This is a genomic window from Micromonospora ferruginea (assembly GCF_013694245.2).
Lineage (GTDB): Bacteria > Actinomycetota > Actinomycetes > Mycobacteriales > Micromonosporaceae > Micromonospora > Micromonospora robiginosa.
The window spans coordinates 3732746-3744689 of the sequence record NZ_CP059322.2; the positions used below are offsets into that span (position 1 = coordinate 3732746).

Consider the following 11944-nt stretch of genomic DNA (forward strand, 5'->3'; position numbering starts at 1 on the left):
GGGCGGACAGCGGACCGTCGGTGGCCATGGCTACCATCACGCGTCCAGAATTCTCACAGGAGCTGCCTTCATGTCCCAGCCGCCGTCCAACCCCTACCCCGGCAACAACCCCAATCCCCCGCAGCAGCACGGCGGCTACCAGCCGCCGCAGCAGCCGCAGCACGACGGCGGCTACCCGCCGGCACCGCAGCAGCCGCAGTACGGCGGTGACTACCCGCAGCAGCCGCCGTACGGCGGTGACCAGTTCGGCGCGCCGGTCCCGCCGAAGAAGAAGTTCGGGGCCGGCAAGATCCTGCTGATCGTCCTGGCCGTCGTCCTGGTGCTCTGCGTCGGTGGTGGCATCGCCATCTGGGCCGCCGCCGGTGACGACGTCAAGGAGGCCGTCAACGCCAGCAAGACCCGGGTGGTCGAGCCCGCGACGCTGGGCGGCCGGCCGAAGGTGACCGAGCCGTCGCTGCAGAACGCGGCCGTGCAGATGAAGTCCGAGCTCGGCAAGGACGTGCCGAACGCGACCAGCACGGCGGGCGCCTTCTACGGCGACCCGGCGAAGAAGGACCTGGTCATGATCGTCGGCGTGTCCGGCATCATCGCCGACCCGAAGAAGGAGATGGCGGACGCCATCACGGCGGTCACCCCGGACCTCGGCACGAAGGACTTCAAGGCCGTCGACGCCGGTCCGCTCGGCGGCGACGCCAAGTGCAGCGACGGCAAGGCCCAGGACGTCCCGGTGGGCGTCTGCGTCTGGGCCGACAAGGGCAGCCTCGGCATGATGGTGGTCTACTTCAAGAGCGCCGCCGAGTTCCAGTCGGAGTTCGTCACCCTGCGCGGCGAGGTCGAGAAGCAGGACTGACCCCGTTCGCAGCGCCGGGCCCCCGCCGACGGCGGGGGCCCGGCGTCGTTTCCGGGTCAGGCCGAGGCGGCGCGTTCCGCCTGGCTGCGGCAGACGCAGAACTCGTTGCCCTCCGGGTCGGCCAGCACCACCCAGCCGGAACCGTCCGGCCGCCGCTGGTCGGCGACCTCCGTGGCCCCGAGGTCACGCAGCCGCGCCACCTCGGTGTCCCGGGTGCCCTCGGCCGGGTGCAGGTCGAGGTGGAACGCGCCCTTGCCGTGCCGCTCGCCCACCTGGACGAAGAGCAGGTCGGGGCCGTGCCCGCCGGGCGCGACGAGGACGGCTTCCGGGTCACCCGGGAAGTCGTCGTCACCCAGCTTGCGGTCGAGCACCCGGGCCCACCAGGTGGCCAGGGCGTACGGGTCGTCGGATTCGACGGTCACGCAGTGGATCTGTGCACTCATGGTGCTTCCTCCGATGGGAATGCGCCCCGGCGGAGTGCGGAGGTCAGCGGGGAACGCGGGGCGCGGGACGGAACGGATCGAACATCACCACACCCCCTTCCACCTCTCGGCTGACGTGGCGATCTTGCCATCGCCCGCGCCCGCCTCGCAAGGTGTTAAGAAGGGGCCCCTCCTCTACCGAAAACGTTAAGGAGGGGCCCCTCCTTACTCACGGGCCGAGGAAGACGGCGCGGGCGCGCCAGTCGGTGCCGTCCAGCGCGGGCCCGCTGCGCACCGTGAACGTGGTGCCCGGCGCGCCACCCGCCCAGTCGGTCGTGGACAGGTCGCCGGTGCTCCGGTTCACCTTGTAGAGCGTGTTGCCGGCGACGAAGACCGCGCCCGCGTCGGCGAGCCCGCCGGAGCCGGCCACCGTGAACCGGTCCGCGCCGACCGTGCCGCTGTCCGGGGTGAACCAGCGCCAGAACAGGCCACTCTGCCCGGCGAGCGTGTAGTAGAGCCGCCCACCGGAGTGGAACATGCCGGTCACGTTGGGGATCTCGGCGTAGAAACCGGTGGTCACCCCGGCGTACGTCTGGCCGGCCGGCCCGGAGTCGGTCTCCACCGCGTCCCAGTAGGCGTCATGGTAGGGGTCGACGAGCGCCGGGGCGCCGAACGTGGTCCCGTCGAAGGTGCGCCGCCACAGCGCGCCGTTCATGCCGTAGAACAGCGTGCCGCCGACCCAGAACGCGCCCCGCGCGGTGGACCAGGCGGTGCCGTCCGGGTTCGCCACCGGGCTCGCCGCGCCGACCGTGCTCACCCCGTCGTAGGAGCGGGCCTGCACCTCGTCGCCGGTGCCGGCCGGCGGGGCGCCGGTCTTGACGATCTCGATGCCGTCGACCAGCGGGTTCTCCACCACGTGGCGGAACTCCAGGTCGACGGTGCCGTCGCTGACCACGGTGAACTCGCGCATGGTGCCCACGTTGTGCCCGACGCCGGCGGACAGGTCGAGGTCGTCGAGGACGGTGGCGCCGTCCAGCGCCACGTCGAAGACCCGGGTGCCGGCGGCGGCGGTGCCGTCGTACCGGTTGGCCAGGTAGAGCCGCACCTTCACCTCGGTCCCGGCGGGCACCGGGAACTGCCAGGTCATCTCCGGCGCGCCGGCCGGGTCGTACCGTTCGTCGCTGTAGAGGGCGGCGGGCGTGCCGGCCGGCACGGTGGCGTCCAGCGAGCCGACCGCGGCGAAGCCCGCCGTGGAGCTGCCGCTGTTGTGGTACGGGCTGGGGCTGCCGCCGTCGTCGACCGCCCAGTCCGGCCCGCCGTCGGTGGCGGCGACCGCGGGACCGCCGGCGTTCACCCGGTACAGCACGTTCGTCGGCTTCGGCACGCCGGCCTGGTAGACGGTGCCGGGCAGGGTGGCCGAGGTGGTCGGGTGCGGGGCGGTGCCCCCGGCCAGCGGGAAGAACGCGATCCGCTCCCGGCGGTACTGGAAGTTGCCGATCCACGAGGTGTCCCCGCCGACCCAGAGCCCGGACGGGGTGACCAGCATCTCGGACGCGCCGATGCCGCGCGGGTGGCGGCCCGGGTTCCAGGACAGCGGCAGGCCGGTACGCGGGTCGAGCGCGGCGATGCTGGGCCGGCCGACCGCGCCGGCCCGGGCGTTGTCGCCGCCGGCGCTGTTGTTCAGCCAGCGGAAGTGGCCGCCCACGTAGACCGCCTGCTCGCTCACGGCGACCGACAGGAAGGTGTCGCCGCCGGTGTAGTCGACCCAGGTCGGTTGCTGTTCGGCGCCGGTCGCGGCGGCCTCCCACCGGGCCGCGGCGTCGCAGAGCGTGCCGCCGTTCGGCGCGCCGGTGGTGACCACCACGAAGTAGCTGCTGTCCGGGGCGAACGCGACGTCCCGCATGTACGAGTCGAACGCCCACCAGGCGCAGCGCGGCGTGTAGCGGCTGGTGTTCCAGTCGGCCACGGTGGCGGCGGTGGCGCCCAGGTCGAGCTTGACGATCTGGTCGTGCAGCACGCCGTCGGCCTTCTTGAAGTTGCCGATCACGACGAGTGTGGTGCCGTCCGGGGAGGCGGCGAGCTTCTCCGCGCCGACGCCGGCGTTGGAGCCGCTGACGCCGTCGTAGTTGTGGTGCTCGGTCAGCGCGGTGGTGAGGTAGGTGTCGACCGCGCCGGTGGTGGCGTTGAGCGAGGCCAGCCCGCCGCGCGGGTTGGTGTTGCCGGCCGTGGTGAAGATGCCGCCGACCAGCAGCCGGTTGCCGACCAGGGCGATGTCGTTGACCAGCCCGTTGAACGCGGGCGGGGCGAAGCCGGTGACCAGCGCCCCGGTGGCGACGTCGAGCAGCGCCACCTTGCGCCGGGTCACCCCGTTGACGGTGTTGAACTTGCCGGCGACGAAGACCGTGCCGGGGGTCGGGCCGGCGACGACCGCGTACACCTCGTTGTCGACCGTCGGCGCGAAGGCCGTGTCCACGGTGCCGGTGGCCTTGTCGAAGGCGAGCAGGTAGTTGCGCGGGATGTCGGTGTCGGAGTTCCGGTTCTGCACGGTGTGGAACGAGCCGGACACGATGATCTTCGTGCCGGCGTCGTGGATCGCGTCGACCGTGCCGTCCACGATGTCCGGGGAGGCGGTGGAGGGGACGGCCTTGACCACGGCGGTGTGGTTGGGCGCGGCGCCGGCGGGGGCGGCCGGGGCCAGGCCGGCCGCGGTGAGCGCGACGGCGGCGAGGACCGCGAGGGCGCGGCGGCGCGGGGCCGAGGGGTGGGTCACGGGCAGCTCCGTAGGTTGAGCGGTGAGGCGTGTCGCTCCGCTCACCCTGGGCCACGCCGGCACCCCCGTCCAGCGCCGGGCAAGCTTTCTGACCGACCACCGCACCGCCACGCCCGACCACCCGCCGGCCCGGCCGGGACAGCCGGGCCGGGCCGCACGATCAGGTGGGGCCGGGGGTACGCGCGGACGGGCGCGGATCGGCGGTCAGGTGGCCGCGGGCGGGTCGGCCGACGGAAGGGTGACCGTCACCTCCAGGCCGCCGCCGGGCTGGGCGACCGCCTTCACCGTGCCGCCGTGCGCGTCGCAGACCGCCCGCACGATGGACAGGCCGAGGCCGGAGCCGCGCGCCCCGGTGCGTTCCTGCCCGCCGCGCCGGAACGGCTCGAACAACCCGGGCACCTCGGCCGGGGCGACCTCGAAGCCGGTGTTCCCGACGACCAGCCAGGACCGCTGCCCGTCGGTGCCGGTGCGCACCCACATCCGGCCGTGCAGGTGGTTGTAGCGGACCGCGTTCTCCACCAGGTTGCCGGCCAGCCGGTCGAGCAGCCCCGGGTCGCCGACGACCGGCGCCGGGCGCAGCGAGGTGTGCACCTTCAGGCCGATCCGTTCCACCTCGCGGGCCACCGCGGAGAGCGCGTTGGCGGTGCCCACGGCGAGGTCGCTCTCCGCGCGGCGGGCCAGCCGACGGCCGGTCTGCGCCTCGCTGCGCGCCAGCACCAGCAGCGCGTCGACCAGCCCGTTGGCCCGCTCGGACGCCTCGCGCACCACGCCGGCCATCCGGCGGTACTCGCCGAGGTCCGCGTCGTCGTCGCTGAGCGTCACGTCGATCTCGGTACGCATCACCGCGAGCGGGGTCCGCAGCTCGTGCGAGGCGTTCGCGACGAACCGTTTCTGCGCCTCGAACGCGGCGCTGATCCGGTCCAGCATCGCGTCGAACGTCTCGGCCAGCTCGGCCACCTCGTCGTCCGCCCCGGACCAGCCGATCCGCTCGTTCAGCGTGGTCTCGCCGAGCCGGCGGGCGGTGGCGGTGACCTGGTGCAGCGGGCGCAGCGCCCGGCCGGCCACCAGGTACGCCCCGGCCACCCCGACGACGCTGATCGCCAGCAACGCCAGCAGCCCCTTGACCAGCAGCTCCCGCGACGCCGCGTCGACCAGTTGCCGCTGCCACTGCCCGGCGTCGAGGGTGCGGCCGTCGGTGAGCACCACCGTGGTGCCGGGCAGCAGCTCGTCGGTGGGGCGCAGCGCGTCGCGGACCAGCAGCCAGGCCAGCAGCACCAGGATCGCCCCGGCGCCGACCAGGAGTACGCCGTTGAGCAGCGTCAGCCGCAGCCGCAGCGTCGGCCGTACCCGCCGCGCGCCCATCAGGCGGGCTCACCGACGCGGTAGCCCGCGCCGACCACGGTGTCGATCAGCGGCGGGTCGCCGAGCTTCTTGCGCAGCGTCATCACGGTGACACGGACGATGGTGGTGAACGGGTCGGTGTTGGCGTCCCAGACCCGCTCCAGCAGCTCTTCGCTGGAGACCACCGCGCCGCGCGCCTTGAGCAGCTCGGCGAGCACGCCGAACTCCTTGTTGGTCAGGTCGAGCGGCACACCGGCCCGGGTCACCACGCGCCGGGCCGGGTCGAGTTCCAGGTCGCCCACCGCCAGCACCGGCGGCGCGGCCGGGGTGGCCCGCCGGCCCAGCGCCTGCACCCGGGCCACCAGCTCGTCGAAGGCGAACGGCTTGGCCAGGTAGTCGTCGGCGCCGAGCTGCAACCCCTCGACCCGGTCGGCGACCGTTCCGCTGGCGGTCAGCATGAGGACCCGGGTGAGCGTGCCGGAGGCGGCCAGGTCGGCGCAGATCCGGTCGCCGTGCACGCCGGGCAGGTCCCGGTCCAGGACCACCACGTCGTAGCGGGTGACGAACGCCGCCTCGTGCCCGGCGTCGCCGTCGTACGCGACGTCCACCGCCATCCCGCGCTTGCGCAGCCCGCGCGCGATCGCGTCGGCGAGGTTGCGCTCGTCCTCGACCACCAGTACCCGCATCCCGGCCTCCCACCTCGTGACCTCCCACAACCTAGTGCGGGCGACCAAACGGCCGGCACCGGCCGCCGTTGCAGAAAACCTTCGGGTACGCGATGCTCGCCGGCAAAGATCGACCACCGCCCGCGCCCGACCGGCCGGGCCGAGCCGAGCGGAGCCCCGATGACCGCCGTCCACCCCGGCCGGGACGTCGCGTACCGCCGTTTCCGGTTTCCCGCCGACGAGGACCGGGGCCGCGCCGACGGGCTCCGGGCCGCCCCGGACGGGCTGGCGCCGGCCGGTGGGCGCGGCGGGACCTGGACCTCGCCGGTGGTGCCGGTCGGCTTCGCCGCCACCGAGCTGGTGCCCTCGTGGACCGCCGACACGCCGCCGGGCTGCTGGTTGCGGGTGGAGCTGCGCGGCTGGGACGCCGAGGCGGCCACCACCGACTGGTACGAGCTGGGCCACTGGGCCGCCGACGACGGCACGGTGCGCCGTTCCTCGGTGCCCGGACAGTCCGACGGGCGGGCCCGGGTGGACGCGGACACGCTCCGGGTGACCGGCGCGACGGTGACCGGCTGGCAGGCCCGGGTGACGCTGCACCGTCCCGCCGACGCCCCGGCCGATCCGGTGCTGCGCACCCTCGGCGTGGTCGCCTCCGCCGATCCCGTTCCCGGCGGCCCCCGGGGTCCCGAGCCGGCGACCGGGGCGTGGGGTCGGGTGCTGGACGTGCCCCGCTACGCGCAACGGCTGCACGCCGGCGGGGAGACCCGCTGGGGTGGCGGCGGCGACTCCTGGTGCAGCCCCACCTGCGTGTCCATGGTGCTCGACTTCTGGCAGGCCGGCCCCACCCCGGACCGGTACGCCTGGGTCGACCCGCCCGGCCCCCGGCCGGTGGTGGTGCACGCCGCCCGGCACTGCTACGACCACGCGTACGGCGGGGCGGGCAACTGGCCGTTCAACACCGCGTACGCCGGCACGCACGGGGTGGACGCGTTCGTCACCCGGCTGCGCTCGCTGGCCGAGGCGGAACGGTTCGTGGCCGCCGGCATCCCGCTGGTCGTCTCGGCGGCGTTCACCCGCGGCCAGGTCCCCGGGCTGGACTACGACACCCGGGGGCACCTGATCGTGCTGGCCGGCTTCACCGCCGACGGCGACCCGGTGCTCAACGACCCGTACGCCCCGGACGACGAGCGGGTCCGCCGCACCGTGCCCCGCGCACCGTTCGAGGCCGCCTGGCAGGCCGGCAGCGGCGGGATCGCGTACGTGCTGCGGCCGGAGTCGGTGCCGCTGCCACCCGCCCCCGGGCAGGCCAACTGGTGATCACCGGCGGATCGGCCAGACCGCCAGGCCGCCGGCCGGTCGCAGGCACACCAGCGCCTCGCCCGCGTCCGCGCACTCGTCCCAGGAGCCGGGCAGGACCGCCCGGGTCCGCGCCTCCCCGGCCGGCACGTCCAGCACGCCGACGAGCGTCCGGTCGCCGGCCAGGTGCCGGAGCCCGAGCAGCCCGCGCAGCGTGCCGGACCCGTCGTCCCGGCCGGTGACCCGCCAGCGGCCGAGCCGGCCGAGCACCCGACCGGTCGCCGGTTCGAGCGTCGACAGGTCCAGTTCCGGGCCGTCCCCCGACGCGGCGGCGATCAGCCGGCCGCCGATCGGCGCCAGCCCGATCCACCGCTCCTGGGCCCAGGCGGGACGCCCGGTGGCGGGATCGAGGGCCTGCGCGCCGCCGACCTGGTCGCGCTGGCAGATCACCCCGGCGCAGTCGGTGAACCAGATCCCGGCGCGCGGGTCCACCGGCACCGTCCAGAGCCGGTCCAACCGGTCCAGCCCGTACGCGGTGACCGCGCCGGCGCCGTCGTCGACCAGCAGCAGACCGCCGACGACCTGCGCGTACCGGTGGGCGACGCCGTCCGGCGCGGACGCCACCCGGCCGTCGCGCACCCGCGCACCGGAGTCGGCGTCGTGCACCACGACCCGGCCGTCCGGCTCGACCAGCACGAGCTGCGTCACCCCCCGGGCGTCCCGCCGGTAGGCCACCCCCTGCGCGGGCACCGACAGCGTCCAGCGCACCGCGCCGGACACCGGGTCGACCGCCCGCACGCTGCCCGTGCCGCCCGGCCGGGGATTCTCCACCAGCACCCCGCCGGCGGCGGTCGCGACCGGGTAACCGGTCTGCCGCCAGCGCACCGCCCCGGTCACCGGGTCGAGCAGCGTGGAGAGCGTGTCACCGACACCTGTCGGACTGCTCGTCACCAGCAGCCCGCCGACCGCGCCGGCCAGCCCCAGCACCTGGTCGCCGGCGGGCAGCGTGAACCGCCACGCCGGTTCGCCGCCGGGCAACCGGTAGGCGGTGACCTCCCGACCGCCCCGGTGCACCGCGCCCGGGCCGTCGGCCACCACCAGCCGGCCGGCCAGCGCCACGAAGGCGGCGCCCTGCGGCGCGGGCACCCGGATCGGCGCCGGCCGCCGGGCCGGCCCCGCCGCACCGGCCATCGAGAGCAGCACCAGGCAGGCGAGCGCCACCGCGCGGACAGTCCGACCCGGGGGCCGCCGGGGCGGCGCGGGGAGCGGTTCGTCACCGTCCTCGGCGGGTCGCAACTCGCCCAGCTCGATGACCGGGCTCATGGCAGCGACCGCAGCGTGAAGTCGCCGTCCGGCTGCCGGCAGACCAGCAGCGTCGTACCGGCCGTGCAGTCGGTGCCGGTGAGCACGTCGCGCAGCACGGGCGGACCGCCCGACAGGTCCGGCTCGGCGAGGATCTGCCGGCCGCCGCCCAGCGGCCGGGTCAGGAAGAGCCGCCCGGCGATCTCGCTCTGCGGCAGCACCGCCCAGTCGCCGAGGTCGGCGACCAGCCGCCCGTCCGCCGCGTCCAGCACCGCCAGGCGGTCGCCGCCGCTGCCGCCGGTGGCGACCAGCAGGCGACCGGCGTCGGCCCGGAGCACGCTCTGCCACCGCTCGACGGTCCAGCGGACCGCGCCGGTGTCCGGGTCGAGCGCCCACATCCCGCCGGTCTGCCGGGCCGCGCAGAGCAGCGCCCCGCACCGCTCCAGATGGTCGACGAGCGGCAGCTCGGCGGTCCAGCGCGGCCGGAGCGTGTCCAACTCGTACGCCTGCACGCGCGCGCCAGCACCCCGGGTCTCCAGGAGCAGCCCGTCGGTGCTCTGGAGGCCACGCCCACCGGGCAACTCCTCATCGGGGTGCAGGTCACGCGCGGCCAGCCGGGCACCGGTCGCGGCGTTCAGCACCACCGTCTCGCCGGATCCCGGCACCAGCAGGATCCGGTCCACTCCGGACGGACCGAAGCCGAACAGCACGTCCCGGTTCGCGGGCGCGCTCCAGAGCGTCCGCCCGTCGTCCGTCGCCACCCGACGCAGCGGCGCCTCGCCGTCCGGGCGCAGCAGCAGCGCGTCGCCGGCCGGGAACGCGACGCCGGCCTGCCGCCACCGCAGCGCGCCGGTGCCGGCGTCGAACGCCGCCGTCTCCCATCCGCTGTCGCCGGCACCGACGCCGGTGCGGGCCACGGCCAGCGCCCGCCCGCCCTGCTCCCACAGCCCGACGACGTCCCCGCCCGCGGGCACGGCGGCCCGCCACCGCGGACGGCCCTCGCGGTACGCGACGACCTCCCAACCCGGTTCCCGCTCGGCCCGCCGCACCACGTACGCCCGGTCGCCGGAGAGGAACGCGGCGGCCCCGGTGCCACCGGGGATCCGGCGCGGCGCCGGGCGGCCCGACGGCACCGCGGCGGCGAGCGTGACCAGCGCCACCAGCAGCACCGCCGCGACGCGGAACGGCCGGCCCACGGCGCGCGGCGGCCGGTCCGCGGTCCCCGGTGCGGGGGCCTCGTCGCGCAGCTCGCCCAGATCGATGACGGTCACGAACTCCCCTTTCCGCGCCGCCGCACCGCCGCCCAGCCGTGACCGGACCGACGCCGGGCCGCCTGTACGATGGCCCGTCGTGGCCGTGCCGGTGGTAGACCCTCCTCTGAACTCCTCGTCCGTCGAGGTGGACGCCGTCGCGGCGGACTCGCCGCCCCGGCCCCGTCGCCGACCGGCGCGCGCCGACATGCTGGCCATCGGAGCCTATGCGCTGCTCGGCGTTCTCGTCTGCCTCAACTACTGGGTCGACGTGCAGCACCGGGTGTCCTCGCACCTGCCCACCGACCACAGTTGGTTCGAGTGGCTGTTCGCACACGGCGCGTACTCGGTGCGCCACCTGGAGAACCCGCTGTTCACCGCCCGGCAGAACGCGCCGGACGGGGTGAACATGATGGCGAACACCTCGCTGCTCGGGGTGACGCTGCCGCTGGCGCCGCTGACCATGCTGCTCGGCCCGCAGGTGATGTACGCGCTCTACCTCGGCGCGGCGTTGTCGGCGACCGCCGCCACGTCCTACTGGGTGCTCTCGAAGCACCTGGTCCGCTCCCGGGCTGCGGCGTTCGCCGGGGGCGCGTTCCTCGGCTTCGCGCCGGGCGTCGTGCACCACGCCAACGGGCAGCCGAACTTCGTGTCGAACTTCCTGCTCCCGCTGATCGTGTCCCGGGTGCTGCGCCTCGGCGAGCCGGGCTGCTGGCGGCGCAACGGCGTGGCGCTCGGGCTGCTGGTGGCGTACCAGATCTTCATCAACGAGGAGATGCTGCTGCTCACCGCGCTGGCCTGCCTGGTCGTGGTGGTGGCGTACGCGGTCCAGCGACCGCGCGCGGCGCGGCAGCGGGCCGGCACGTTCCTGGCCGCGATGGGCGTCGGTGGCGGGGTGGCGCTGCTGCTCACCGCGTACCCGATCTGGTTCCAGTTCAACGGCCCGCAGTCCTACCGAGGGTTGCAGGGCGGGGTCTTCCACAACTGGGGCGAGGACCTGATGGCCTTCGTCACGTTCGCCCGGGACACCGTGGCCGGCGACGAGGCGGTGGAGAAGACCATCGGGCTGACCGAGCAGAACACCTGGTTCGGCTGGCCGCTGGTGCTGGTCGCGCTGGCCGCGCTGGTGCTGCTGGTCCGCCGCTCGGTGCCGGCCCGGATCCTGGCCGTGCTGGTGGTCCTGTTCACCGTCGCCTCGATCGGGCCGGTGGTGCGCTTCGACGGCGTGGAGACCGACGTCGCCGGGCCGTGGGCGTACGTGCCGGACGACCTGCCGCTGGTCGAGATGATGATGCCGACCCGGTTGAGCCTGGTGGTGGTCGGCGCGGTCGGCGTGCTGCTGGCGCTGGCCTGGGACACGCTGGCGCGGGCCGGCCGCCCGCCGGTGCCCGCGCCCCGGGCCGGCGACCACGACCACGACACCGACGCCGACGCCGTCTCCGGCAGTGGCGGGTCGGGCCGCCGGCGGGCGGTACGCCTGGTCGGCTACGCCGCGATCGTGGCCGCCCTGCTGCCGCTGTTCCCGCGCCCGCTGCCGGCGCAGCGGATCGACCCGCCGCCGCACTTCATCACCTCCGGCGGCTGGCGCCCGTACGTGCCGGCCGGCCGGACGCTGGTGCCGGTGCCGATCCCGAGCAACGTGCACGGCCTGCCGACGCTGCGCTGGAGCGCGCTGACCGGGCAGGAGTTCCCGATCCCGGCCGGCTACTTCATCGGCCCCAACGCGGCCGGCGAGGGGGTCTTCGGCGCGCCGAACCGACCGACCAGCACGCTGATCTACGCCACCATGGACGCCGACCGGGTCCCCGAGATCACCGCGGAGAACCGGCGCCAGGCGATCGAGGACCTGCGCTTCTGGCGGGCGTCGGTGGTGGTGCTCGGCGCGAACCCGCGCGAGGCGGTGCTGCGCGACCTGCTGACCGCCCTGCTCGGCCCCCCACAGCAGATCGACGACGTCGCCCTGTGGGACGTCCGCGACCGCGTGTAAGGCGGGGGCCCCCATTAACGTTTTCGGTAGAGGCGGGGCCCCCTTTTAACAGCCACCT

The 11944-nt window shown here is 75.1% G+C and carries 9 protein-coding genes; 3 read left to right on the forward strand and 6 right to left on the reverse strand.

Features of this window, described 5'->3' with window-relative positions; genetic code table 11:
- The first annotated feature begins 70 nt into the window (after positions 1 to 70).
- The gene (locus H1D33_RS16045) at positions 71 to 850 is read left to right on the forward strand and encodes a hypothetical protein (RefSeq protein WP_181572360.1); all 780 of its coding nucleotides are present in this window, start codon (positions 71 to 73) and stop codon (positions 848 to 850) included.
- Positions 851 to 906: 56 nt separating this feature from the next.
- Here H1D33_RS16045 and H1D33_RS16050 read toward each other — a convergent pair whose 3' ends face one another.
- From H1D33_RS16050 to H1D33_RS16065, 4 genes are all read right to left on the reverse strand, one after another.
- Entirely contained in the window at positions 907 to 1293 is a 387-nt protein-coding gene (locus H1D33_RS16050; RefSeq protein WP_181572359.1) for a VOC family protein, read from the reverse strand.
- Between the two features lie 208 nt (positions 1294 to 1501).
- Positions 1502 to 4042: a malectin domain-containing carbohydrate-binding protein gene (locus H1D33_RS16055; RefSeq protein ID WP_181572358.1), complete on the reverse strand. Its 2541-nt coding sequence runs from the start codon at positions 4040 to 4042 to the stop codon at positions 1502 to 1504.
- Positions 4043 to 4246: 204 nt separating this feature from the next.
- Positions 4247 to 5404 carry a sensor histidine kinase gene (locus H1D33_RS16060; RefSeq protein ID WP_414685420.1) on the reverse strand — a complete coding sequence of 386 codons (1158 nt, stop codon included), beginning with the start codon at positions 5402 to 5404 and terminating at the stop codon, positions 4247 to 4249.
- On the reverse strand, positions 5404 to 6069 hold the full coding sequence (locus H1D33_RS16065) for a response regulator transcription factor (protein WP_181572357.1): 666 nt from the start codon (positions 6067 to 6069) through the stop codon (positions 5404 to 5406). Before H1D33_RS16065 ends, H1D33_RS16060 begins: the two co-directional genes overlap by 1 nt.
- A 159-nt stretch (positions 6070 to 6228) precedes the next feature.
- On the opposite strand from H1D33_RS16065, the gene H1D33_RS16070 reads away from it, so the two are divergent.
- Positions 6229 to 7368, forward strand: a complete 1140-nt coding sequence (locus H1D33_RS16070) for a C39 family peptidase (protein WP_246412073.1) — start codon at positions 6229 to 6231, stop codon at positions 7366 to 7368.
- On the opposite strand, the gene H1D33_RS16075 is transcribed toward H1D33_RS16070, so the two are convergent.
- Complete coding sequence (locus tag H1D33_RS16075) at positions 7369 to 8670, reverse strand: outer membrane protein assembly factor BamB family protein (RefSeq protein WP_181572356.1); 1302 nt, start codon at positions 8668 to 8670, stop codon at positions 7369 to 7371.
- A complete protein-coding gene (locus tag H1D33_RS16080; protein WP_181572355.1) occupies positions 8667 to 9920 on the reverse strand; it encodes a PQQ-binding-like beta-propeller repeat protein in 1254 nt (417 codons plus the stop codon). The genes H1D33_RS16075 and H1D33_RS16080 overlap by 4 nt, the downstream gene beginning before the upstream one ends.
- Before the next feature lie 79 nt (positions 9921 to 9999).
- Between H1D33_RS16080 and H1D33_RS16085 the strand changes: the two genes are divergently transcribed.
- Positions 10000 to 11886: a DUF6311 domain-containing protein gene (locus tag H1D33_RS16085; protein ID WP_181572354.1), complete on the forward strand. Its 1887-nt coding sequence runs from the start codon at positions 10000 to 10002 to the stop codon at positions 11884 to 11886.
- Positions 11887 to 11944: the final 58 nt, after the last annotated feature.